Raw genomic sequence first — 24,920 nt, forward strand, 5'->3', positions numbered from 1 at the left:
AGCAGGTATGGCTGCCCAAATGAAAGTTTGTGTGATACCCGAAAAATCTCATATACCCAATCCAAAACTAGAATTGGCGCATTTTTTCTATGAAGATTTAAACGCGTTGATTGCTGCTTTTAAGGAAAAATGAAAAACACAACATATTCAAAGTTATCTGCTTTATTATTGATACATTCGGTAAAATATACGTGAATTAAAGCATGAGAGCACTGACCTTCACAATGATCTTTTTCTTCCTTGTAGTGAACACTCAATTCCTATACCAACACTTTACTTCGAATCATTTCATATTCTCAATCTCCCTCTTCCTTCTAATGTTCACGGCATGGTGTGTATTAGTTTGTGTTAATTTTGCCCAATTCATCATCCTTCTTACAGAAAAGTTCAGGAATGTACATCGAATAGGTGTGTTAGTTTTAGGTTCCTCTGTTTTAACCCTAGCCGCATACTACCCCGTGGGGATAATTAGCAGCAATCATTTGGATACAGCAAGTCTATTTAACGCTTCAAGAGAGGGTGCGGCGAATTGTAGAACTACGCTAAGCTTAACCGACAGACATGACTTTAGGTATACTGAAGTTTGTTTTCGTAAAGAAAGCGCGTCTGGAAGCTATGTTAAGTCTGCTGATACCATCTTTTTCACAAGTAATGATGACTCCTACTTAGAGTTTAACTATGGTATCATCCAAATGAAAGACATGACTCATAACTCCCCCATTCTAGGTCGATTGAATCTTTATAAAAAAGACAGTTTAATTAATTTCTTATGGATTACTCAAAATGATTTCTAAGAGTAGTCTCAAGTAAATAATTCCAATTTTTTCGGGATTTGCTAAAACATATTTAGAACTGTACATTTGTACCTTAACCACATCACCATCAATGAATAAATACAGCCTCTTAACCCTCAGTTTAATTCATTTCGCCATTCTAAGTTTAATAAGTTGAACCCTATGAAAAATGCAATTGTATCCGAAGGTTTTTCAATGAATTATCTTATTCCCGGAATGATCGCTTTGGTAGGGGGTGTGATATGTGTAACATTTGAACCAATGATTACGGTCATCGGAGTTCCTATTGCCTTATTTCTTTTACTGATTAAAACAGGTGTTGAGGTTAATTTCACGAAGAGTAAAATAAGGAGTTATAAATCTGTTTTTGGAATAAAATTAGGCTTGTGGAATACCTTTGAAAAAGACACAACTGGAATTTTACGATATACAAGAAGCGCTGCTCAAATGAGTAGTAGGGGATCCAGCACAACCGTACGCTCCGAAACTTTTGATTTCAACCTGTTAGATAAAATGGGCAAAGAAATTCAAATCCACGAATTTACGCAGTATCAAATAGCACGTAAACTTTTAAAAATTCTCGAAGCAAATACAGGTATGAACATCATTGACGAGTTCAGAGAAACACAGATAAAAGCAATATCAAAAAGACAGATGTAAGTACTACTTATCGTTAAACAGCTCTTCTACTTTTTTAAACCTATACTCGAATATTTCTTCAAGTTTTGGTTTCACCAAAAAGGGGTGTACCATTCTACCAAGTATCCCCATAGGAAGTGCATAACTCACAATGTCCGTCATCTCTACTCCGCCTTCAACTGCCTTAAAATGATGTTCGTGGTGCCACATTTTGTAAGGTCCCACACGCTGTTCGTCCACAAAGAATTTTTTATCGTGAACATATTTTATCTCTGTTACCCACTGCATGGGTATTTTTAGAAGAGGTGTAACTGTATACCCTATCATCAACCCCTCGTACATTTTTTCAGGTACTTCCGTTTTAATGTTAAATCCCATATAGGGAGGTGTAATCGTTTGGAGGTTTTTGGGAGAAGAAAAGAACTCCCAACATTCTTCTAAACTTGCTTTTACAAACTGCGTGCGCTTGAGTTGATACATTGTTTTTCTTTTAACAACATTCTACGAGCAGTATTGTTTTAGTGAAAACAAAAAAAGGCACAACCGAAGCTGCACCTTTTCATATCTTTTGTTCAAAAACTATTTTGCTTTGAACTTGTTGATTGCGTTTACTGTAAACTCAGACAATACTAACTGACCGCTCATTGCAGCTCTTTCAGACAATAATTCGTCCCAGTTTTCTGTTCCTTCCCAGAAAATCTTCTTCAACAACATCATTGCTTCAGGGTTAGAATTCGCCAATGTATTTGCTAAATTCTCTAACTCTTCATCCATTTCTTCGGCAGTATCGAAAATATCTGTATACAAACCTTTTTCTCTTGCCCAATCTGCAGATCTCCATTCTGTAGCATTGATGGCTAACTGGCTCATTGCCGAAACACCAATTTTACGTTCTACAGCTGGTCCTACAACAAATGGTCCTATACCTATTGCTAACTCAGACAATTTAACTGCCGCATGTTTAGTAGCCAAACAGTAATCTACAGCAGAAGCTAATCCAACTCCACCACCAACAGCTTTACCTTGAACTCTACCAATGATTAATTTTGGACATTTTCTGCTTGCGTTGATCACCTTTGCAAATCCAGAGAAAAATTCTTTTCCTGTTGGGAAGTCTTTAATAGAAATCAATTCATCAAAACTAGCTCCTGCACAAAATGCTCTCTCTCCAGCAGAAGTTAAAACGATCACTTTTACAGTATCGTTCTCTCCTAATTCCGTAATTGTATCGGCTAATTTTTGTAAAATTTTACCTGGTAATGAATTACTTAAAGGGTGTCCAAACTCTATTGTTGCTATCCCTTTATCGTTTACTTTATATTCTACGTGACCTTGGTCAACCGCGTTTGCTGTACTCATAATGTCAAATAATTTGCTTCAAAAATAAAAATTATTGTTTGGAAAGAAGTCCAATACAGTCTTCTCTCCACGACCATATCTGATCGTTACTGTATTCACTCGTGTTCCAAGCTTTTAAAAATTCGAGATGTTTCTGATTTTTCTTTGCCAGGAGGGTTTCTACATCTATCACCTCTTCCTCCATGATGTACGTTTCTATATTCAAGAAATAGCGCGTGGTAAAATCATAGTATTTTCCCTGATGTTTTAAACAAACATGCGCTTCTGGTATATAATCCAAATTAATATTATCGAACAAGCCCCCCAAACAATTATGGGTTGCTCCACTCATTTTAAAATAGATCAATACCAATTCTACATCAGAAATACCCTGTTCCTCTAACAACACTTTAAGGAAAGCGTGTTTTGACGTACATGTACCTCTGCGCTCATGAAAGACCAAGGACAAATCCTTTCTATCACTAATTCTTGCATAGGGAATGGTAGCAACAAATCTACAAGCATCATAAAAGCTAACGATGCCAGACTCTTGCATTAAGGTAGTAAATTCCCCCTCTCCCGTTAATTCAACATCTATCATCGTTGCATTAAAATTGCTGGATCTATTGTTTTGGTTTTACTCACCTTGAGTGTTTTACTTATCCCCATCACACCTGCTTTAATGTCGCCTTTTACCTTCAGCATCACTTCTTTTTTTAAAGCTAGGGTGATTAATTTGGCCATCACTCCTTTCTCTAGTCCAACCTCCACATCAAAGGTGTATGCTTTGGTTTGCTTTCGCAATAATTTAACCGGAGAATTAAGGTGAGCTGTACCCATAAAGTTGTCGTCCAAAAAAACTTGTAAATCAGTCTCTTTCAATTTTATTCCGTAGGCATTTGGGTTTAAAACATCTGCAGTAATTTTCAAATTGAGTTTACCATCCTTGATGGTCCCAATCTTCACACTCTTTATCTCCTCAACATCTAAATCTTCATAAACCTCACAACTTGTGAAAAAGAAACCGATGATGAAAATCAATACTAAATTTAATCCTTTCAAAATGCTCTCGTAAAAAAGGAGGAGCCTTCACTCCTCCTTGTTAATTATTTAGATAACTCTGCGAAGTTCTTATAAAAGTAAGGAATCGTTTCAATTCCTTTGTAATAGTTGAACAATCCGTAGTGTTCATTTGGCGAGTGAATCGCATCTGAATTCAATCCGAATCCCATCAATACCGTTTTTAATCCTAGTACTTTCTCAAATAAAGAAACGATAGGAATACTTCCTCCACTTCTTACTGGAATTGGCTTAATGCCAAACGATGTTTCCATCGCCATACTTGCAGCCTGGTAACCTACAGAATCAATAGGTGTAACTGCTGGTTCACCTCCGTGATGTGGTTTAACTAATACCTTAACACTATCTGGAGCAATAGACTCGAAGTGTTTTTGGAATTTTTCTGTAATCTCTTCTGGACTTTGATTAGGCACTAAACGCATAGATATTTTCGCAAATGCTTTAGAAGCGATAACTGTTTTCGCTCCTTCTCCTGTGTATCCTCCCCAAATTCCATTTACGTCTAATGTTGGACGAATTGAACCTCTCTCTGGCGTTGAATACCCAGCTTCTCCATGAACTGCGTTTATATCTAATGCTGCTTTGTAATCTTCTTCAGAATAAGGTGCTTTTGCCATTTCTGCTCTTTCTTCAGCAGAAAGCTCTTCAACATTATCGTAGAATCCTGGGATAGTGATGTGATTATTTTCATCCGTTAATGAAGCAATCATCTCTGCCAAAATATTGATAGGGTTTGCCACACATCCACCGTATAAACCTGAGTGTAAATCTCTGTTTGGTCCTGTAACCTCTACCTCTACATAACTCAATCCTCTTAAACCTGTAGTAATTGAAGGTACGTCGTTCGCTAAAATTCCTGTATCAGAAACCAAAATAACATCTGCTGCTAATTTCTCTTGGTTTGCTTTGATGAAGTGTCCTAAATTTTCAGAACCTACTTCCTCTTCACCTTCTATCATGAACTTCACGTTACATGGCAATTCATTGCTCTCCATCATTGCTTCGAAAGCTTTTAAATGCATGTACATTTGTCCTTTATCATCACAAGCTCCACGGGCAAAAATCGCTCCCTCTGGATGGATGTCAGTTTTCTTGATTACAGGTTCAAAAGCTGGTGAATCCCATAACTCTAATGGATCTGCTGGCTGAACGTCATAGTGACCATAAACCAAAACAGTAGGTAAGTTTTTATCAATAATTTTCTCACCGTATACAATTGGGTAACCTGCTGTAGGACATACCTCTACATTATCCGCACCATTCTTCTTCAATTGATCAGCAATAAAATCTGCCGTTTTTAAAACGTCATTTTTAAATGCAGGGTCAGCAGAAACTGATGGTATTTTAAGTAGTTCTATGAGTTCTTCTAAAAATTTGTCTTTGTTAGCGTTGATATACTTTATTGTACTTTCCATGTAATTAATTTTAAAGTGTAAAGATAAGTTTCTATCACATTTACGCCTCAAAATCAAAAAGTTTATCTGGTTTTCACTATTTTCAAGCAACTTTTTTTAGCAGAAAGTAGTCTGTAGAAAAGAGAAAATAAACCATTTACATTTATGAAACGATTTTTACTCGCCACCGCATGCTTGTTTTTAACATTGAGCATACACGCGCAATTAACGATATCAAACACGACTTCAGTTTTAGATGTTATTCAAAATACACTTCTGGGTCAAGGAATTATTGTTTCTAACGTCAGCTACAATGGAAGTACAGCCAACGTAAATTCAACACAAGGAAACGTAAATCTATTTTCTGACCAAGGTGGAAACTTTCCCTTTTCGAGTGGAGTTTTGTTAACCACTGATGGAGGGAATGGAACTGTTTCTTACGATCCAGATTTAAATGCCATTGCAACAAACACGGTTACCAATGGGGTGGTTTTAGAATTTGATTTTATACCTACAGGGGATACCTTATCTTTCAATTATATGTTTGCCTCTTCTGAGTATCCTACTTATGTATGTTCAGGATTTAATGACGTATTTGGTTTCTTTATCTCTGGACCAGGTTTTAATGGACCTTACCAATACAACGCTGAGAATATTGCATTAATTCCGAACACAAATGTTCCTGTAGCTATTAACACGGTTAACTCTGGATCAGCAGGAGGAGCAGGAAACCCTGCTACATGTGCTGCACAGGACCCAAACTGGCAAAGTAATTCTATTTACTATACAACGTCTTATTCAGGAACTGCAGGATATCCATATGGAGGAGGAACTGTTGCGCTATCAGCAAACGCATCGCTTACTTGTGGACAAACTTACCACATTAAGATAGCCTTGAGTAACGTAGGTGACCAGGCCTTAAATTCTGGTGTATTCTTATTGGCTAACTCTTTCTCTTCAAATACTGTTGATATTAGCATTACCTCAGATCAAAGTGTAAATGACTCTACTTTAGTGGAAGGTTGTACACAAGGTACAATTACTTTCTCAAGACCAGAAACTCAGACAGGTGATAGCTTGGTTGTAGTGTACAGTACGGGTGGACAAGCAATAGAAGGAACGGATTACACTTCTATAGGACAAAATGGTACGGTTATTTTCCTTCCAGGTGAAGACACAATTTCTATTGTTATTGACCCTATACAAGATGGTGTAGACGAAGGACCGGAGCTACTTACGATAAGTGCGTACACGATAACGCCTTGTGGAGACACTGTCTACTCTGAAGGTTTTACCTACATAACTGACGAACCCTTCTCCGAGGTTATAACCTCAGATACTACCATATATTGTGATAACGACTCTGTTTTAGCAGAGGTATATACAGTGGACGGATTTGAACCTTACTCTTATGAATGGATACAACTACCCGGTGGAAGTGTATACACATCCGGTGATTCTGTTTACTTAGAAGGGTATCAAAATCAAAGTAATTTGTATATCGTACAATCTACTGATGCATGTGGTTTCGTGTTCGAAGACACCATGGAAATTATTGTTGATCAGACCTTAGCTGTAGATACCGTTTATTCGGGACCTACGCCTTGTGGCGAAGCCTCAGGTTGGGTAACAGGAGAATTTACTGGACAGGTGGGACAACCACAATTGAACTGGTCAGGACCCGGTCCTAACTCTCAGAACGGTATCGATGCCAGTGCTTGGGGTAACTTATCTTCTGGCTGGTACTACTTCGAAGTTGAAGATGACAGATGTAAAGTTTTCGATAGTGTTTTCGTAGATCAAGAAAACGTGCCCGTTGCAGACTTTACCGCTAACCCAACAACAGGTACAGCACCTTTACCAGTAACATTTACAAACAATAGTACTGGAGGATCTTCATTTGAATGGGACTTTGGAAACGGAAATGGAGTTACGGTTTTTGATTTGGCAACACAAAATCAAACCTATACAGATGGACAGCAAGTTTATGATGTAAGTTTAATTGTATATGGAGGTTCATGTTCTGATACAGCGTTTGCACAAATTACTATCATTCCTTTCTTGGCATTGAGCTATGACACTCCCAACGTATTTACTCCAGACGGAGATGATAAAAATGATGTATTTACTTTCAATCCTATTAATGCGAAAAACATCGATATTATCATCACAAATAGATGGGGTAATACAGTTTTTGAATCGACAGGTGATCCTACAAAAGCAGTGTGGGATGGAACTAATAAAGATTCAGGAAATGCATGTAGTCCAGGAACTTATTTCTACCGCGCAACCTTCTACGGTTACCAAGGAGAAGAAATTGAAGAACAAGGTTTTATTCAACTCGTGAAATAACAACAAATACAGGATAGAAAAAGGGGGATTGATTTAATATCAATCCCCCTTTTTATCGTATAAATCTTACGCTTTTTAGAGTAAACTCTCACCTGTCATTTCAGCTGATTTCTCAACCCCTAAAAGGTGTAATATTGTTGGAGCCACATCGGCTAATTTTCCGTCTTTGATATGCTTACTTTTATCTCCAACATAAATTACCGGTACAGGGTTCGTACTGTGCGCCGTGTTTGGAGTTCCATCTGCATTAATTGCATAATCTGCATTTCCGTGATCAGCAATCACAATGAATTCGTACCCCAATGACATCCCTGTTTCTAAAATTTCACACAAGGCACCATCTACGGTTTCAACTGCCTTTTGAATCGCTTTATAATCTCCAGTATGACCTACCATGTCTGGATTCGCAAAATTCAAACAGAAGAAGTCTGGCTGATTTGTATTTAATTCATTAATAATTTTGGCTTTCACTTCCGGTGCACTCATATCTGGTTGAAGATCATAAGTCGCCACTTTTGGAGAGTTCACTAAAATTCTAGTCTCCTTATCAAATTCACTTTCTCTACCACCAGAGAAAAAGAAAGTAACGTGTGGATATTTTTCCGTTTCTGCAATTCTCACTTGAGATTTACCTGCTCCCTCTAGAACTTCACCTAAAGTGTTTACCAAGTTATCCTTTTCAAAAATCACATTGACATTCTTAAAGGTATCATCATAACTTGTCATCGTAAGATATTCCAGCTTCAACGCTTTCATATCATTTTCAGGAAAGTCTTTTTGTGTTAAAGCAATAGAGATTTCGCGAGGTCTATCTGTTCTAAAATTGAAACAAATTACGACATCTCCCTCTGCTATTTTAGCTTCATTACCAGCAATGATAGCAGGTTCTATAAACTCATCGGTAATATCTTCGGCGTAAGAGCTTGTAAATACTTCTTCTACGCTTTGATAAACTTTACCTTCTCCCTTCACTAAAAGATCATAGGCCTTTTCTACACGTTCCCAACGATTATCTCTATCCATGGCATAGTATCTTCCTATTACAGAAGCTACTTTTCCTACAGAGTTTTCTAAATGCGCATTCAATTCAGCCAAGAAAGTCTTTCCACTTTTAGGGTCGCAATCTCTACCATCGGTAAAGGCGTGAATATTTACATCCGTCACCCCTTGGGCTTTGGCCATGTCACAAAGTGCGTATAAGTGCTCCTGACTACTATGAACACCTCCCTTAGAAACAAGTCCAATTAAATGAACCTTTACCTTATTGGTTTTCGCTTTCTCAAAAGCATTCAACAAAACTTTATTTTCAAAAAAATCTTTGTCTTTAATACTCTTGTTAATACGCGTTAATTCTTGGTATACAATTCTACCTGCACCAATGTTTAAGTGACCCACTTCAGAATTTCCCATTTGGCCCTCAGGTAAACCTACTTGTTCACCATAAGTCACCAAAGTTGCGTTAGGATATTCCTCCATTAATTGATCCATACATGGTGTTTGTGCATGATAAATCGCATCCGATTCTGATTTATCTCCTATTCCCCATCCATCTAAGATGATGAGTCCTGTTTTTTTATCAGACATTATTCAATATTATTTTAAAAATAGAACCCTTGGGTTGGTTGGGTTCATAAGCTACTTTTCCTTTATGTATTTTGGCCAATTCAGAAACAATGTACAAGCCTAAACCTGTCCCCTTTTGAGTTCGCGTTTCTTCATTTCCAATCCTGTAAAATTTCTCAAAAACTTGATTTACCTGGGTCTTGTCAATTCCCACCCCCTGATCTTTCACTTGAATTTCTACAGAGGTCTTTAAATCGCGAATCGTAACAGTGATAGGATTTCCATCACCATATTTCACGGCATTTTCCAACAAGTTACTCAACATGATTTCTACAAGCATTTTATCGATATTAACCTTTCTCTTGAGGTCAACTTGCAAATCAACATCACATCTATGGTAGATAAATTTATTGAGCAATTTCTCTACAATTTCTTTTAAATCTTCTTGTTGCTGATTGAGTTCTAAGACATTATTATCGAGCTGCGTTGCGGTAAGAATATTATCAATCATTTCTTGTAAACGCTTGTTTTCGTGCAAGGCAGAACTAATAATTTCTTTTTTCTTTTCTTCAGATAAAGAACTCCTTTTCAACAGCGTTTGAAGGTATAAACGATTGGCCGCAATGGGAGTTTTTAACTCGTGCGTTACAGATAGCAGAAAGTTGTTTTGTCGGTTAGAAAGTGCCAATTCCTTTTTGATAGAGGCCCTAATTTTCCATAATCCAAGAATTAGAATAACGAAAAACACGGCTCCTTCTCCCAGTATCATCAGAACGCGAGAATCTAGGGAACTATTTTTTGAACTTAGTTGTTCGGATAAATCGATAATGTGGTAACCCCACCAAAGAAACTGAAGAACCACATATATTCCTAAAGAATAAAAGAATATTGCGGTCTTCTGTTTCATGGGTATAATGGGTAATATTAATACGCTCTTGCGTCGCTTCCTTCCACGTAGTTAATAAAGGCTTTGTTCACTACCTTATTACCACCTGGTGTAGGATAATCTCCTGTAAAGTACCAATCTCCAAGGTTATTTGGACAAGCCTTGTGTAAGTTATCTACCGTTTGATAAATCACCTCTACTTCAGCCTTGATATTTACTGGTTTCAACAATTCTGAAATCTTCTTAGAAATTTGAACATCTGTAAAGGGTTCGTAAATTTCTTTCACGTAGTTTTTCACGTGCTCCTTTGGAATAGATTCTTGTTCTTTACATTTGTTGTAAACATCTGTAATGATATGTCCCATGCTGTTTTCTTTCAATAAAGCAATGGCAGCTTCGAAAGCAATAAAGTCTTTCATTCTTGCCATATCAATACCGTAACAGTCTGGGAATCTAATCTGTGGAGCTGAAGAAACAACTACTATTTTCTTCGGTTCTAATCTATCTAATATTCTAAAGATACTTTGCTTCAATGTAGTCCCTCTAACGATACTATCATCAATAACTACTAAGTTGTCTTTTCCTCTTACAACTGTACCGTAAGTAATGTCGTAAACGTGGGCAACCATGTCATCTCTCGCATCATCTTGCGTGATGAAGGTTCTCAATTTAGCATCTTTAATAGCTATCTTCTCTATACGAGCTCTACGCTTTAAGATTTTCTCTAAATCTTCTTCTTTGTAGTCAGAACCCAAAGCTTTAATTGCTTCGAATTTCTCATTGTTCATGTGGTCTTCCAAACCTTTGATCATACCGTAGAATGACATCTCCGCAGTGTTTGGAATGAATGAGAATACAGAGTTATCTAAATCTCCACCAATTGAATCAATTACTTGAGGAACTACTAAATCACCGAGCGTTTTACGTTCTCTGTAGATATCGTAATCGTTTCCTCTAGAGAAGTAGATACGCTCAAAAGAACAAGCTTTACGCTCGCGTGGTACATTGATTTCAACTTCACTAACTTCTCCTGCTTTCTTAATAATTAAAGCGTGACCTGGAGTTAGTTCCTTGATATCTTCTTTCTTTAAATTGAATGCTGTTTGAATCACTGGACGCTCAGATGCAACCACACAAACCTCATCATCTTCGTACCAGAATGCTGGACGAATTCCTGAAGGATCTCTTAATACGAATGCATCACCGTGACCAAATAATCCAGACATTGCATAACCACCATCCCAATCTTCAGAAGCTTTCTTCAAGATTTTTGGAATATCTAAGCTTTGTGCAATTTTAGAGTAAACCTCTTGGTTAGAGTAACCTTGAGCCTTAAGATTTTTGAACATATCTTCGTTTTCAACGTCTAAGAAATGTCCAATTTTCTCTAATACAGTAACTGTATCAGAAACTTCTTTAGGGTGCTGTCCAATTCCTAACAACACATCAAATAACTCGTGAACGTTCGTTAAGTTGAAGTTACCTGCAACCACTAAGTTTCTTGTAATCCAGTTATTTTGACGTAGGAAAGGGTGACAACTTTCTATACTATTTCTTCCAAAAGTACCGTATCTAAGGTGACCTAAAAACAACTCACCTGTAAATCCAGCATTCTTCTTTAAATAGTTGATGTCTTTCAACATTTCAGGGTTTTCATTTTCAATCTCCTCGAAACGAGAGTTAATTGAACTAAAAATATCCTGAATAGGCTTCGAATCAATAGAACGCTTACGAGAGATGTAACGCTCTCCCGGATCCATGTCGAACTTAATGTTCGCAACTCCGGCACCATCCTGCCCTCTGTTGTGCTGCTTTTCCATTAACAAATACAATTTGTTAATTCCATAAAAAGCAGTTCCATATTTTTCTAAATAATACTCTAATGGTTTCTTAAGTCTCAGAAGTGCAATTCCACACTCGTGTTTGATAGCATCACTCATTGATTCGCAACATTTTTTTTGCAAATTTAAGCTTATATTTTTTATTGCACCTCATCATCTATGTCTCCATTTCATATTTATTAATATTTCCTGAGTTTAGGCAACTTCTTTGACCATTATCTGTCTAATAATTAACACAGAATGAAAGTACTAGGACCGTACTAGATTTTGGCACAAAAAATGTTTAATTTTAATGACTTGAAACTCCTTACTCTAATATTGACCACATGTTTCGCTGTACTTTTATCGACGGCACAGGAAGACCCTTGGATTCATCCCAATAAGGGTCAATGGGAGAGTCATATTCTCTACAAAATTGAATTAGAGGCTGGAGCAATGTTCATTGAGAAAGATGCTTTCACCTATGTCTTCACAAATTACAAAGGTAGGCACGACCATGATGGAGAGGATCATGCCCATCAACACGAAGATGACATCAAATTCCACGGACTAAAATCTACTTTCGTTAATTCATCTTGGGCTGGAAAAGTTGAAGAAAAAGACAGTTCTGATTTTTATAGAAACTACATCATCGGAAGCGATTCGTCGAAATGGCAAAGTAAGCTACACGCTTATCGTTCTGTAAAACTTATAGATTTCTATCCGAAAATCGATTTGTTGCTAGAAGCCAAAAACGAACAACTCAAATATTCTTTCATTGTACACCCTGGAGGAAACCCAGATAACATTGTCATTAAACACGAAGGTGAAGATCAATTATTTTTAGATGAAGAAAACAACCTTCATCACATTACTTCTATCGGAAACCTGATGGAATCAAAACCTGTTTCTTACTTGTTGAATGGTGATAGAAAACGAAAAATAACTTCCGCTTATACTTTAAACGGAAACAAAACGAAATTTGACATTCCCGATTACGATCCCAATCAAACACTTATCATAGATCCTTTTTTAACCTTTAGTTCATTTACAGGATCTACAGCAGATAATTGGGGATTTACTGCAACACCAGATAAGAATGCTAATTTAATTGCAGGGGGTATAGTTGTAGGAACAGGTTATCCTATTTCTACAGGAGCATACGATGGTACTTTCAACGGAGGGGAAGGTTCAATTCTATGGGATGTATCAATTTCTAAATTCAACTCAAATGGTACCGCCTTACTCTATTCAACGTATTTAGGAGGGAGTGGTAATGAAACGGCACATTCTATCGTAGCCAATAACGCGGGAGAATTATTTATCCTAGGAGTTACGTCTTCAACAAACTTCCCGATGGCAGGTACACCGCATCAAAACACAATGAATGGTGGTACTTTGGTCCAAGAAAACTCTATACAATTTTCGGGTACTGACATATATATTGCACGTTTAAATGCAACAGGAACCAGCTTATTGGCCTCAACATATATGGGAGGTTCTGGCAATGATGGTCTAAATACAGGAAATTTACTCTACAATTATGGAGACCAGTTTAGAGGTGAAATTACCCTAGACGCAACTGGAAACGTATATTTCTCGAGTACTACACAATCTTCTAACTTCCCCACATTAAATGCTTCAGATAATTCACTGGGAGGAATTAGAGATGCTGTTGTAGGTAAGTTTAATTCCACACTAACCAACTTAATTTGGTCTACCTATTATGGTGGTTCTGGCGATGAAACTGGAAATGCATTACAAGTATCTTCTACAGGTAGTGTTTATTTAACAGGAGGAACAACATCGACCAACTTAAATATTAGTGGTGGTCAGACTTCCTCTTTCATTGGGGGAATGAGTGATGGATACTTGGTAAGACTCAATGGTACCAATTCTAATGTTCTAAGTGGTACATATTTGGGTACCAATGATTACGACCAAAGTTTCTTTGTACAAATTGATATGTCCGACAAAATCTACGTTTTTGGTCAAACAGAAGGAAGTATACCCATTACTCCAGGTAAATATGGTGTTGCGAATTCCGGACAGTTTATCATGCGTTTTTCTGAAAATTTAGCCAACAAGGAATGGCAAACGGTAGTGGGTTCAGGTAGTGGAACCGTAGAAATATCTCCAACGGCATTTTTAGTATCTGATTGTAATGAAATCTACTACACAGGATGGGGTGGAACTTTGAATAATCAGTTCGGACAAGCTACAGGTAGCTCTACAAACAATTTCCCTACAACTACAGGAGCTTATCAAACAACCACGAATGGAAACAACTTTTACATTGGCGTTCTCGGACCAGATGGAGTTGGATTGGAATACGCAACGTTTATCGGAGGAACAACAGGACCAAACAACCACGTAGATGGTGGTACAAGTAGGTTCGATAAAGGAGGAAGAATTTATCACGCAGTCTGTGGAGGATGTGGTGGTAATGCCAATGGATTTACAACCACTCCAGGGGTTGTTTCAACGACCAATCAAAGTTCAAACTGTAATTTAGCGGCATTTAAATTTGACTTGGGTAGTATTCAGTCTGCCCTCGGTGCTCCATCACCTTTTGTTTGTCTTCCGAATCCTGTTACGTTTCAAAACAATTCTACCAACGGTAATTCTTATTTCTGGGACTTTGGTGATGGAAATACTTCAACCCAAGTTGCACCGAGCCATACCTACAATACACCAGGACAATACCAGGTTATGTTAGTAGTGAGTGATAGCAATGGTTGCTTTCAAGACGATACAGCATACTTTGACATTGATGCTTTTTTATTTCAAGGCGCAATCACTCAACCGTCTTCCTCAATTTGTCCAAGTGACAGTATTCAATTAGAAGCTTCTGGGGGTATAAATTACAACTGGTCACCAGCCCAATTTTTAGATGACCCAACAAGTCCGACTCCAATGGCTAGTGTCACTCAAAACACAACGTTTACCGTTATCGTTTCAGATTCATGTGGTTCAGATACCTTAGATGTTCTGGTTGAAGTTTTTGATGTGAACACCAACAGCGCACAAGACACTATGCTCTGTTTAGGACAAAGTGCTGAATTATGGGTAAGTGGAGGTGTAAGTTATACGTGGACTCCCGTAAGTGGCTTAAATGTCAGTGATCAGGATACAGTTATAGCAACACCAAACACAACTACAAATTACGTGATTGACATAACCACCTCTGATGGTTGTGCGGTAGAAGAAGAAATTTTTGTAGAAGTATTCGACGATGTACCCACCCCAGTTTTGCCTGACACCGTTCCATTATGTAGAAATTCGAGTGTAGACATTACCGCAAGTGGAGGAACATCCTATACGTGGACTCCGCCAACAGGTTTAAATACAACCACTGGTGCTACGGTAACTTGTTCAGTGCTCAATGATCAATTATACACCGTAGGATTTACCAATGCATGTGGAACAGTTTATGACTCAGTATTTGTGGATGTAATTGTTGTAGATGCGCAAGCGGGTAATGACACTATAATTTGCCCTGGAGATACCGCATTTGTTTGGGCATCAGGTGGTGTTTCGTACAGTTGGACACCGAGTGCTTATACCTTCGATGCGGGAGCCCCTTCTACTTTTGTTTATCCGCCAACTGCAAGGATTTTTACGGTAGAAGTAACAGATATTAATGGTTGTATTGATACGGCGAAAGTTCTTATCGACCACTATCCTACTCCAGAGGTAACCACAAACAATGACCAATACGGTTTTATTGGTGATGTATTCGACCTAATTGCTACTGGATCCAGTCTAGGAGGGAACTATCAATGGACACCCGCTGAGACAGTTGATTGCCCAACTTGTGCTACAACAGTAGCTAGACCAGAAAACAGTACTACATACATCGTATTATTTACAGATGAAAATGGTTGTCAGGATGATGCAGCTATCAATATTTATTTCGACCCTATTGTTTACGTTCCTAACACTTTTACACCAGACAATGATGCGCACAATAACCTGTTTAAAGTAGAGGCCTCTAACGTAAAAGATTTTGAATTACTCATCTTTAACAGGTGGGGTGAATTAATTTATAAAATGACGGACCCCAATGACACTTGGGATGGTACTTATAATGGAGTTGTTTGTAAGGATGGTACTTATGTTTGGAAAATGACTTACAAAAGTATACGCGGTGAACAAACGGTTCAAACCGGACACATAAACCTTTTAAAATAGGGAGCTAGTTAAAAAGCATTCAAAAAAAAGTCCTCCCAAAATGGAAGGACTTCTTATTAATTCTCTTATTCCTAAATGAAGCGTTCATCGATTTCCATCACATGTCCACACTTATCACAAGTTCTATCCTCTTCTGAGTTGTAGAACTCCTTAAAGCGGGGTAAGAAATCCTCTTCAATATTTCTTAAATTGAATTTGTATTCTTTTAATTGATGATTACATTCATCACAGAACCACATTAATCCATCAATCAAATCCGTACCTTCCCTAACTTTTTCAATTACTAAACCTACTGTATTAGCAGGACGAATTGGGTTGTGTGGAATATTACCTGGCAATAAGAAAATCTCTCCTTCATTAATGGTAATATCTTTCGACTGACCATCTTCCTGAATTTTAACCGTAATACTTCCTTCTATTTGATAGAATAACTCTTCAGACTCATTGTAATGATAATCTTTTCTTGCATTTGGACCACCAACGATCATAACAATAAAGTCTCCAGCTTCAACATATAAATTTTTGTTACCCACTGGCGGTTTCAATAAATCTCTATTCTCTTCTATCCACTTATGTAAATTGAAAGGTTTTTTCATTTTATCAGAATTTGATTGGGAGCTAAATGTACAGAAAACTTGAGTATTTCACCAATTTTAATGTTAAAATACGCACATAAAAAAAGGGAAGAACCAAAGCTCTTCCCTTAAATAAAATAACTTATGTATTATTTCACAACCACTTTGTAAGTCGTTGAAGTATTCGCGTTAAATACTTTAAGCATGTACATACCTTCAGTTAAAGAAGACACATCCATTTTAACTGTACTTCCACTCATTAATACAGAAGAAGAAGTTAAAACAACTCTTCCATTTAAGTCTAAAATCATTACTTCCAAGTTTTCGTGCTCAATATTAGAAACGATATTCAACACATCAGAAGTTGGGTTTGGATACACCTCTAAAGCTCCATCTTCAAAGATTTCTGCACCCAAATAATCACATGATCCATCAACAACAACAACAACCGTTGCAGTATCATTTGGACAAACTCCATTTCCTACAACATAGTCGTAATTAAACTGTCCCGGGATGTTTGGAGAAACTGGCAACCCTATGATTTCGTTGTCTTGGTAATCGTACCATGTACCATCGATATTAATATCTCCAGACAAGGCATCCGTTAAAATAACCGGATTGTTTTTACATGTCGTTAAACTTCCATTGATACCCGCAGATGCTTGTTCAAACAATTCAACATTTACAACTGTAGTATCTTGGTAACAACCGTATTCCACTGTGTGTTGGAAAGCGTAAACTCCTTCTGACAACAAAGTAGAAGCAAACTCATTTGTGTACAATTGATTTGAACCTGTTAGATCCGTCCAAGATGAATTGATCATATCAAAGTTGTTAATTGCACTGTATAGATCTAGTGTATCACCTTTACAAATTTGCATGCTTCCGATAACATCACCTGCTGTGTAATCTACCTCAGTTAAACGTAGAGAATAGAACCCTGGCTGTGTGTAAGAAACTTGTGCAAAGTGCCCTAGATAATATGTATTTCCTGGTGTTAAACCACATAAAACCCAATTAGTAGCAGAACCTGCACCTTCATTCAAATCATCGTTATCATTTGCCCCGATTAATTGGTAGGTGCTCGTATCGTTACAATTAGAAATTTCGTATACCGCTGTTTTCCCCCAATATCCGTAATCAGATCCAGAAATTTTCACGTTACCACTTGCTGGTGCCTCGAAAGTAAACCATGTAGATCTCGCAGGATCTGGATAATTCCATGAACCTGAAGGGCTATTTGGTTGTGGTATAAAGTAAATATCTATTGGCCCTTCTGTAGCTCCAACATTTGTAAACACATTCAATTGATCATCCACAGCTATAGGCTGAGCATAACAAATTGTATCATTTAATAATGGACTTACTGAAACAATAGGTCCAAAGAATAAACTTGTATCACCATTTGTACATTTTGCTTGCACATAAACGTCGTAAACTGTACCGTGTGTAATATTAGGATCAACAATAGTATCTGTAAAGTTATTATCTACAGCAGTAATTGTTCCAGCATAAGGACTTTGTCCATTCATCGTTAATGAAATATTGAACTCATCCACTACCGTACCAGCATTCGTTGAAATCCAGTTCCAGTTTGCCATCAAAGAATCTACACCCATTGTTGTAGAAACACCAAATGGCGTTGCACAAAATGGTGCAGTTTGAATGTGAATATCTCTTCCTGTTCCAGTAGTAGATCCACAATCTGCATAAACGTAAATTTGGTAATCTGTCAATTGCGTTAAACCAGTGATTGATGCAGCGTTTGTATTTACAGTCATTGTACCTGTTCCGTTACCCGGTAAAAATCCTTCAGGTCCCCACTCTACAGTGTAAGACGTTGCCGAACTTTGACCAGCAGACCACGTTAAATCTATCTGATTATATAAGTTTTGCGTAACCGTAAGGTCTTCCACGTTTGGACAATCCGTGTAGAAGTAACGAATTGTATTGTGGTGAGATAATACCGTCGCATCATTGTATGATACTTCGTGCACCGTATTTGATCCAACCCAACCAATAGAAGCTTCTCCTCCGAAATCTGCAGTTTCATAAGGGCTACCAAATTCTACATCTTCGTAAACAACAAAAGTTTCTTGTGTAGCCTCAAAAAATTGAACTTGAAAGCTAATCTCATTACCAGACATAGCCGGAGTATTAAGTCTGTCTACAAAAGATACGATTAACACTCTATTCGGTGCAGAACCTTGTTCTTCCACGTAAAATGAACCTTGGCTCAACTTGTCCCAGAAAGGATAAACCCCTGGCGATAACGAAGAAGTAATGGCTGCATTATTTGTGTAAAGACCACTTGTTTCTTCACCAAACAAAATACCTCCATTTTCACTTACTGAAAGATTTGAATAACCTGTTCCTTCAACAAATATTGGCCAGTTTAAACTTACGAAAGCATTGCTGTTCGTATTAACGTAAAGACTGTTACTTTGACTTGCAATATCTACATAACCTAGTGGCGAAGCCTGGAAATCAAAATCTACATGGTTTCCTAAGTCATACGTATTGAAATTAACTATGTTTGAGTAACCAGAAGTATCTCCAGGAGCACAAATTTTTCTTACACGAGCTTTGTAAAAGTTATTTGAAGGAATACTGCTCAATGTACCTGAAACAGATCCATTGACAACAACAGACCCTAAAACCGTATTGATATCATTGAAGTCACTGTATTCAATAATGTAGTCTCCAGCATTTCCTGAAAATTCAATCCACGAGAAATCTGCAGTTGTAGCCGTTGAACCATTGAAGGCTAATTCTAGCGGACTCAAACAGTATGTATCTAAATCTAAAACCTCAATATCGTCTAATGCAATCTGGTTACGTGTTAATGCATTTGGTGAAGCTCCTTTGTTTGCAACAAATCTGAACCTTACTAAATTGGAATTGTAAACGTAACTCGTTAAATCATAAACGAAAGGTTTAAAATCTGATCCGTAGTCACCCGATAATAAGTCAACTTGAACATATGCATTACCATCGAAAAACTCTACTGAAATCGTGTTTGGTGAAGGTATTTGTGAGTTAGGGTAGAAAGACCTTAACCAAAAACGTAGTGTAGGAGTTGTTAAGTTAGTAACATCAATTTCTGGACTTTCAAGGACAACATCTAGTGCGTTGTATGTTCCATTGAAATAAACGAAGTCATCATTTTGAGCTCCATTCGTATGGTCATAAGTAGGGTTCATATCTCCGTACAAATAACCAGGAGTAATCCAAGTTCCTCCAGCTCCGGATGACTGTGTCCAACAAGTTGGGATTCCGTTGGTAAAATCTTCTAACCAGGGTGCCGTTTGTACACACTGACTGAAAAGATTACCCGCTGTTATGAAAATCATAACGAGCATTAATAATTTTTTCTTCATATGTTAATAATTTTAATCCTTGCAAAGGAAATAAGAACCTAGGAAAACTGGGGGTAAACAAATAGTAAACAAGGGCGTTTACCTACTTATTTATCTCCACCTAAATTGACTTCTTAGCAAGTCGTAATTTCTCCGAACTTATTACTATGCACGCTTAACACCCTTATAAAACAAGGTATTAAACCATCTACAACTAAAACTTTAACTTGGACTCCTATGAAACACTGATCTCTATGCGCCTTTTCGGTGGATTATTCAAAAAAAAGAGGGAAGCTCTCGCTCCCCTCAATTATTAACTTAAGATTATCTTATAATTACTCGATAATTACCTTAACATTTGCTACGGAATTTTCATTGTACAAGCTGAAAATATACAATCCTTTATTCAATGAACTCACATCAATTGTATTTGATTTACCTTCCGTGAGGAAAGAACTTTCATTCATAACAACTCTTCCATTCACATCGATAACTTGTAAGTGCATATCAGCTGTATTTACAGATGAACTCACGGTTACATTATTCGACGCCGGATTAGGGTAAACCTCAATTGCACCTGCTTCCAATTCGTTCAATCCTAAGAAATCGCAATTTGCCATCACTTGAACTACAACTAATGCTGTATCATCTGGACAAACTCCATTTCCAGTAATGTAATCATAATTAAACTGACCTGGAATTGACCCTACCGTTGGAATCACACTCGTCACCAAGTTATTTTGGGGATCATACCAAGAACCATCTAAATCAACATTTCCTGAAATACCATCGTACAAATTGATGGGTTGGTTCTTACACGCTTGAACAACACCATCATTTCCTGCTGATGACAATCCGTAAACTTCCACAGTCGCAACAGTTGTATCCATTGCACAACCATAGATTACGCTATATTGGAAATCATACGCTCTGTAAGCTACTATAGAGGTAGCAAATAACGAATCATTTTGGAGTTGTCCAGTCATTTCCAATTCAGACCAAGAACCGTATTGCACATCATTTCCGGCAATAGTTTGGAATAAATTTACAGTATCACCAGTACACACTTTATACGTTGATCCAGCAATACCCGCATTTAATACAACTTCTGTAAGTTTCATTGAGAATACACCTTGTGTTGAAGTTGACGTACTTGATGAATGCACCATGTAATACGTGTCTCCAGGAGTTAATCCACACACCACAAATTCCGGTGCAGAAGAACTTTGACCAAGCATTCCATTATCATTTGCTCCCATTAATGTGTATTGAGAGAAATCTGAACAGTTCGTTGTTCCATAAACAGCAACTTTCCCTGCATAAACATCATCTAAACAAGAAATTTTAACCTGGCCAGAAGCAGGAGCTATGAACGTATACCACATAGAGTTGTGAATACCCGAAGAACCCCAACCCATATCATCTTGATATGACGTAACAGGTGGATCAATAGTAGACTCGCCGGTCTGTACAGAAGCTCCATTATTACTTAAGTAGTAAACTGTTCCATCTACTGCTAATTCCTGCGCTTCACATACACTATCATTTGCATTATCTGCAATAACTGTTAATGGTCCTACCCATAAACTTGTATCGTTTGTTCCACAAACCGTTTGCATGTATACGTGGTACATCCCACTTGAAATGATAGTAGGATCAACGATATCTTTAGATAAAACTGTTGTATTCGTAGAATTCACCAATGTTGCATCATAAAGATCTGTGTGGATAGGTGCATATCTAATATTGAAAGATGTAGCTATAGAACCAGAACCATTTGGCATCCAGTTCCAAGAAGGACTGATAGAATCAACTCCAACTCCTACACTGATACCAAATGGCTCAGCACATGTAGCAGCGGTTTCAAAAACTGCACTATTACCTGTTGAACTAGAATTTACATTACAGTCTGCGTAAATGTGTACTTCATACGCCGTAAGTGCATTTAAATTAGGAATCGTATAAGATGTTGTAGTTGTAGTTGCCGATCCAATACCGTTTCCTGGAGTAAATCCTGGTAAGCCCCACTCTATTGTCCAATTTGACTCATTTGCCAAACCTGCTGTCCATGTTACACTTAATTCATTTGGAAGGTAACTAACATTAGAAATATCAGATACTTTAGGACAATCTGTATTGAAGAAGTGAACACAAGAATTATCTTTAAGATAAGTTGTATCATTAATAGAAACATCAATATCTCTTAATGCTCCACGAATTCCAATCTCTGCGTCTTTACCATTATTAAAACTTGGGTTTCCGAAATCTACATCATCATAAACAAACCAAAAGTCTTGTGTTGTCTCATCAATAATGATTTCGAAGGTAGCAGGATTAAAATGAGTTGTACCCGGATAATGTGTTCTATCTTTCCACATAATCACCAATTGACGGTTCGGGGCAGTACCCAAAACTTCAGTAAATACTCCAGGCACATCAACACCATCTATATCAATATCCAAATCTTGAACAAAAGGGAAAATACCATTAACAATTGATGATTGAATGTAACTGTATACACCAGCAGAAGTGTTGTTAATAAGCAAACCTCCATTGTTACCAATTCTTAAACTAGTAACTAAGTTACCTTGGTATAAGAATGGGAAAGGCATGGTAAAGTTCTCTTCTCCATCATCACTTAAAAGTAAATCCGTTCCTGTAGCAGAAATATCGATAAATCCAGTTGAAGGGCAAGCTTCATCCCAATCCATGAAATCACCTAAATTAAAGGTATTCGCTGCAACTGGTCCCATATAAGCAGATGTATCTCCCGCACCACATATAGAGCGAATGTAAAAATCATACATGGTTTGATTTGCTAAACCTGTTATAGTTTGTGCATTTGCCGTTGTGGGTGTAATATTTGTTCCTGTTCCAGGTGTAAATCCATCTACTCCATACTCCACAACATATGCTTGCGCCGAATTGGTTGATGTCCATGTTAAATCAACAGAAGATGATGTTGCATCCACCGCTGCTAAATCAAAAGTAGGATTACACCCTGTTCCCCCCGATACTTCTATAGTAAAATCAGTTGCAGATCCATATGTAAATCCTGCACAAGGATTAACAGGTAGAGCTCCACCTCTTTTATGAATAACACGCATGGTAAGCGCACCATTTACTGCATTGGTTGGAATAGTTAATGGGAATGTTGCATTGTGAGGAAAAGTACCAGCCCACTCTTGAATCTTTTCAGCATCTTGAAAGGATTGATCTCCATTCCAATCTACCCATACCGTTGTTAATCCTGCATTATTAGCAGTACCACATGTACCAAATACAGCATCAAACTGGTAGGAATTCCCTGCCACTACGTCGGCAATTGAAGATGTTAAATCTTGTACTCCTGTTACACCCGGACAACCTGTGTAACTGATGGTAGTGTTTACTCCCGCAAAATTCAAACTTTGTAAGTTCTCATTTAATGTACTCGAAGGACCACCACCACAAATTTGGGCATACGACATACCCGTTGAAACCGTCGCGAGAACGGCCAATTGAAGTTTATTAATCATGAGTTTATTTTTAGTGGGCGCAAAATTAATTAAAACTTCATGGGAAAAGCAATTCAAGCATAACAACTTTCAGCCTCACCACTATATTTTTAGGGCATAAAAAAAGGGGAGAACTTTCGTTCTCCCCTTCTAAATATTATAACGATCAATTATTTGATCACAACTCTAAAGCTGTTTTCAATTGAATTGTTGTATAATTTCAAGATGTAAACACCTGTTTCTAAACCTTCAACTGGTAAAGTTAATGCTCCACCCGCAACTAATGTTTCGTTAGCGATAGAAACGATTCTACCATTAACATCAACGATTTGTGCATTTAAAGCTTCGTGGTTTCCAACAGAAGTAATGTTCAATACATCAGATGTTGGGTTAGGGAATACTGAGATTCCTTCAATTTCAACATCATCTAATCCCATCCAGTCACAAGAACCATCAACGATAACAACAACTAATGCTGTATCATCTGGACAAACTCCGTTTCCTGCTACGTAATCGTAGTTAAATTGACCTGGGAAGTTTCCTGCTAATGGTAATGATTGAGTGATCTCAACATCTTGAGGATCGTACCAAGTACCACCTAAATCAGCATTTCCAGAAAGTCCTGCAGTCAAGTTAATTGGTTGGTTCATACAAACATTGATAGAACCATCGTTACCTGCACTAGAAGGAGGGAAAATCTTCACTTGAGCAACAATAGAATCGTAAGAACATCCTAAAGAAACTCTGTATTCGAAGTCATACGTTTGCGCTGCTAATACTGATGTAGCGAAATCATTAGGAGATACCATTTGAGCTGTATTCGCTAAATCATTCCAAACTCCGTATTGTACATCATAACCTGTAATTCCATTGAATAAATCAACAGTATCACCGATACATGCGTCAACAACTCCAGTGTTCGTTCCTGCTTCAAAATCTAAACCAGTTAAACGAATTGAGAAGTTACCTTGAGAGTTGTAGTTTGAAGAGTGTAACAAGTAGTATGTTTGACCTGGAGTTAATCCACACACAGCCCATTCTGGTGCTGCTGTGTTTCCAAATAACACACCGTTATCATTCGCTCCAATTAAGTTAAACTGGTTGTAGTCACCACAGTCAGTAGTTTCGTAAACCGCCATTTTACCAGACCAGTTTACATCAGTACCAGAAATCATTACATCTCCAGAAGCTGGTGCTGTAAATGTATACCATGTAGTTCTGTACATGTTCTGGTTGTACCATCCATCAGTCTCGTAGTATCCTGTTGCTGGTGGAGCAATTGCTTGAACACCTGCATCTAACTGAGCACCGTTATTGTACAATAAGTATGGGTTACCATCAACTTGTAATTCTTGAGCAAAACAAGATGAATCATTATCCATAAATGCTAAGAAGTTAATTGGTCCTGAGTAAACAGAAGTATCACCAC

At 37.6% G+C, this 24,920-nt stretch carries 16 protein-coding genes; 4 read left to right on the forward strand and 12 right to left on the reverse strand.

Going from position 1 to position 24,920, the window contains the following annotated elements:
* The first annotated feature begins 203 nt into the window (after positions 1–203).
* Together AC22ZQ_RS02220 and AC22ZQ_RS02225 are read left to right on the forward strand one after the other, a co-directional pair.
* On the forward strand, positions 204–794 hold the full coding sequence (locus AC22ZQ_RS02220; RefSeq protein ID WP_318956939.1) for a hypothetical protein: 591 nt from the start codon (positions 204–206) through the stop codon (positions 792–794).
* Between the two features lie 162 nt (positions 795–956).
* Positions 957–1,454, forward strand: a complete 498-nt coding sequence (locus AC22ZQ_RS02225; RefSeq protein WP_318956940.1) for a hypothetical protein — start codon at positions 957–959, stop codon at positions 1,452–1,454.
* A gap of 3 nt (positions 1,455–1,457) precedes the next feature.
* Here AC22ZQ_RS02225 and AC22ZQ_RS02230 read toward each other — a convergent pair whose 3' ends face one another.
* The 5 genes from AC22ZQ_RS02230 to AC22ZQ_RS02250 all read right to left on the reverse strand — a co-directional run bounded on the left by AC22ZQ_RS02230 (position 1,458) and on the right by AC22ZQ_RS02250 (position 5,266).
* A complete protein-coding gene (locus AC22ZQ_RS02230; protein WP_318956941.1) occupies positions 1,458–1,913 on the reverse strand; it encodes an SRPBCC family protein in 456 nt (151 codons plus the stop codon).
* A gap of 99 nt (positions 1,914–2,012) precedes the next feature.
* Positions 2,013–2,792, reverse strand: coding sequence for an enoyl-CoA hydratase/isomerase family protein (locus AC22ZQ_RS02235; protein ID WP_318956942.1), 780 nt, complete (start codon positions 2,790–2,792; stop codon positions 2,013–2,015).
* Between the two features lie 31 nt (positions 2,793–2,823).
* Positions 2,824–3,372, reverse strand: a complete 549-nt coding sequence (locus tag AC22ZQ_RS02240; protein WP_318956943.1) for a hypothetical protein — start codon at positions 3,370–3,372, stop codon at positions 2,824–2,826.
* Positions 3,369–3,833, reverse strand: a complete 465-nt coding sequence (locus AC22ZQ_RS02245; RefSeq protein WP_318956944.1) for an LEA type 2 family protein — start codon at positions 3,831–3,833, stop codon at positions 3,369–3,371. Before AC22ZQ_RS02245 ends, AC22ZQ_RS02240 begins: the two co-directional genes overlap by 4 nt.
* Positions 3,834–3,877: 44 nt before the next feature.
* Entirely contained in the window at positions 3,878–5,266 is a 1,389-nt protein-coding gene (locus AC22ZQ_RS02250; protein WP_318956945.1) for a dipeptidase, read from the reverse strand.
* Positions 5,267–5,410: 144 nt separating this feature from the next.
* On the opposite strand from AC22ZQ_RS02250, the gene AC22ZQ_RS02255 reads away from it, so the two are divergent.
* Positions 5,411–7,597: a choice-of-anchor L domain-containing protein gene (locus AC22ZQ_RS02255; protein ID WP_318956946.1), complete on the forward strand. Its 2,187-nt coding sequence runs from the start codon at positions 5,411–5,413 to the stop codon at positions 7,595–7,597.
* A gap of 75 nt (positions 7,598–7,672) precedes the next feature.
* On the opposite strand, the gene gpmI is transcribed toward AC22ZQ_RS02255, so the two are convergent.
* The 3 genes from gpmI to AC22ZQ_RS02270 are packed head-to-tail and all read right to left on the reverse strand — an operon-like array spanning position 7,673 to position 11,986.
* The gene (gene gpmI / locus AC22ZQ_RS02260; protein ID WP_318956947.1) at positions 7,673–9,181 is read right to left on the reverse strand and encodes a 2,3-bisphosphoglycerate-independent phosphoglycerate mutase; all 1,509 of its coding nucleotides are present in this window, start codon (positions 9,179–9,181) and stop codon (positions 7,673–7,675) included.
* On the reverse strand, positions 9,174–10,067 hold the full coding sequence (locus AC22ZQ_RS02265; protein WP_318956948.1) for a sensor histidine kinase: 894 nt from the start codon (positions 10,065–10,067) through the stop codon (positions 9,174–9,176). Before AC22ZQ_RS02265 ends, gpmI begins: the two co-directional genes overlap by 8 nt.
* A gap of 17 nt (positions 10,068–10,084) precedes the next feature.
* Positions 10,085–11,986 (reverse strand): amidophosphoribosyltransferase, encoded by a 1,902-nt coding sequence (locus tag AC22ZQ_RS02270; protein WP_318956949.1) that lies wholly within the window; start codon positions 11,984–11,986, stop codon positions 10,085–10,087.
* A gap of 180 nt (positions 11,987–12,166) precedes the next feature.
* On the opposite strand from AC22ZQ_RS02270, the gene AC22ZQ_RS02275 reads away from it, so the two are divergent.
* Complete coding sequence (locus AC22ZQ_RS02275) at positions 12,167–16,060, forward strand: DUF7948 domain-containing protein (protein ID WP_318956950.1); 3,894 nt, start codon at positions 12,167–12,169, stop codon at positions 16,058–16,060.
* A gap of 71 nt (positions 16,061–16,131) precedes the next feature.
* Here AC22ZQ_RS02275 and AC22ZQ_RS02280 read toward each other — a convergent pair whose 3' ends face one another.
* From AC22ZQ_RS02280 to AC22ZQ_RS02295, 4 genes are all read right to left on the reverse strand, one after another.
* Positions 16,132–16,656 (reverse strand): 3-hydroxyanthranilate 3,4-dioxygenase, encoded by a 525-nt coding sequence (locus AC22ZQ_RS02280; protein ID WP_318956951.1) that lies wholly within the window; start codon positions 16,654–16,656, stop codon positions 16,132–16,134.
* Between the two features lie 128 nt (positions 16,657–16,784).
* Positions 16,785–20,015 carry a T9SS type A sorting domain-containing protein gene (locus tag AC22ZQ_RS02285; RefSeq protein WP_318956952.1) on the reverse strand — a complete coding sequence of 1,077 codons (3,231 nt, stop codon included), beginning with the start codon at positions 20,013–20,015 and terminating at the stop codon, positions 16,785–16,787.
* Positions 20,016–20,329: 314 nt separating this feature from the next.
* Positions 20,330–23,512 (reverse strand): GEVED domain-containing protein, encoded by a 3,183-nt coding sequence (locus tag AC22ZQ_RS02290; RefSeq protein WP_318956953.1) that lies wholly within the window; start codon positions 23,510–23,512, stop codon positions 20,330–20,332.
* Positions 23,513–23,661: 149 nt separating this feature from the next.
* The coding region (locus AC22ZQ_RS02295; RefSeq protein ID WP_318956954.1) for a T9SS type A sorting domain-containing protein at positions 23,662–24,920 on the reverse strand (1,259 nt) is incomplete at its 5' end.

Source organism: Lishizhenia sp., from assembly GCF_057456495.1.

Bases quoted from the DNA above. Each gene is read 5' to 3' on its own strand.
- AC22ZQ_RS02220 (WP_318956939.1), top strand. From the start codon at position 204: ATGAGAGCACTGACCTTCACAATGATCTTTTTCTTCCTTGTAGTGAAC.
- AC22ZQ_RS02225 (WP_318956940.1), top strand. From the start codon at position 957: ATGAAAAATGCAATTGTATCCGAAGGTTTTTCAATGAATTATCTTATT.
- AC22ZQ_RS02230 (WP_318956941.1), bottom strand. From the start codon at position 1,913: ATGTATCAACTCAAGCGCACGCAGTTTGTAAAAGCAAGTTTAGAAGAA.
- AC22ZQ_RS02235 (WP_318956942.1), bottom strand. From the start codon at position 2,792: ATGAGTACAGCAAACGCGGTTGACCAAGGTCACGTAGAATATAAAGTA.
- AC22ZQ_RS02240 (WP_318956943.1), bottom strand. From the start codon at position 3,372: ATGATAGATGTTGAATTAACGGGAGAGGGGGAATTTACTACCTTAATG.
- AC22ZQ_RS02250 (WP_318956945.1), bottom strand. From the start codon at position 5,266: ATGGAAAGTACAATAAAGTATATCAACGCTAACAAAGACAAATTTTTA.
- AC22ZQ_RS02255 (WP_318956946.1), top strand. From the start codon at position 5,411: ATGAAACGATTTTTACTCGCCACCGCATGCTTGTTTTTAACATTGAGC.
- gpmI (WP_318956947.1), bottom strand. From the start codon at position 9,181: ATGTCTGATAAAAAAACAGGACTCATCATCTTAGATGGATGGGGAATA.
- AC22ZQ_RS02265 (WP_318956948.1), bottom strand. From the start codon at position 10,067: ATGAAACAGAAGACCGCAATATTCTTTTATTCTTTAGGAATATATGTG.
- AC22ZQ_RS02270 (WP_318956949.1), bottom strand. From the start codon at position 11,986: ATGAGTGATGCTATCAAACACGAGTGTGGAATTGCACTTCTGAGACTT.
- AC22ZQ_RS02275 (WP_318956950.1), top strand. From the start codon at position 12,167: ATGTTTAATTTTAATGACTTGAAACTCCTTACTCTAATATTGACCACA.
- AC22ZQ_RS02280 (WP_318956951.1), bottom strand. From the start codon at position 16,656: ATGAAAAAACCTTTCAATTTACATAAGTGGATAGAAGAGAATAGAGAT.
- AC22ZQ_RS02285 (WP_318956952.1), bottom strand. From the start codon at position 20,015: ATGAAGAAAAAATTATTAATGCTCGTTATGATTTTCATAACAGCGGGT.
- AC22ZQ_RS02290 (WP_318956953.1), bottom strand. From the start codon at position 23,512: ATGATTAATAAACTTCAATTGGCCGTTCTCGCGACGGTTTCAACGGGT.